Here is a 1,102-nt window from a genome sequence, read left to right as displayed (position 1 = left end):
ACCTCGCCGCGTTCAGGGCCGGTTGGAACTTCGGGGAGACGACTGAGGATTTTGCGGTCTCGTACGAGGTTGCTCCTGCGTCGGCCGCGTTCCCTACCGGGACCTATCGCAACATCTCCGGGAACCTGGCTCTGTCGTACGGGCTCATCGCGGCCGGTCAACAGGCCGATCTGCCGCTGTACTTGGGGTCGTATCCGATCACGCCCGCCTCGGACATCCTGCACGAGCTGAGCCGGCACAAGAACTTCGGGGTCCGGACCTTCCAGGCCGAGGACGAGATCGCCGGTATCGGGGCCGCGTTGGGCGCCGCCTTCGGCGGGGCGCTGGCCGTCACCACCACCTCCGGGCCGGGCGTGGCGCTGAAGTCCGAGACCATCGGGCTGGCCGTTTCGATGGAACTGCCCTTGCTGGTCATCGACATCCAGCGCGGCGGGCCCTCCACCGGGCTGCCGACCAAGACCGAGCAGGCCGACCTGTTGCAGGCCATGTTCGGGCGCAACGGCGAGGCCCCGGTCCCGATCGTGGCCCCGTGCACGCCCGCCGACTGCTTCGACGCGGCGATCGAGGCGGCCCGGATCGCGCTCACCTACCGCACGCCCGTCTTCCTGCTCTCCGACGGGTATCTCGCCAACGGCTCGGAGCCCTGGCGCATCCCCGAGGTCGACGGACTGCCCGATCTGCGGGTGCAGTTCGCCCAGGGACCCAACCACACCCTCGACGACGGCACCGAGGTGTTCTGGCCCTACAAGCGGGACCCGCAGACCCTCGCCCGGCCGTGGGCGATCCCCGGCACCCCCGGGCTCGAACACCGGATCGGGGGCATCGAGAAGCAGGACGGCACGGGCAACATCTCCTACGATCCGGCCAACCACGACCTGATGGTCCGTACCCGCCAGGCCAAGATCGACGGCATCGACGTACCGGATCTCGAAGTCGACGATCCGTCGGGCGCCGCCAACACCCTGGTGCTGGGCTGGGGTTCCACCTACGGGCCGATCACCGCGGCCGTACGGCGGCTGCGGGCGGGCGGGCAGCCGATCGCGCAGGCGCATCTGCGTCACCTCAACCCTTTCCCGGGCAATCTCGGTGAGGTGCTCAGGCG

1 pseudogene is annotated in these 1,102 nt (G+C 69.5%); it reads left to right on the top strand.

Annotated features, from left to right (window positions below):
• Positions 1–1,102, top strand: a pseudogene (locus ACWCRB_RS49760) (2-oxoacid:acceptor oxidoreductase subunit alpha); the annotation flags it as partial.

The organism is Streptomyces sp. NPDC002156 (assembly GCF_053593675.1).
Note: the sequence above shows the minus strand (reverse complement) of the source record. Positions and strands in the feature narration are given on the sequence as shown.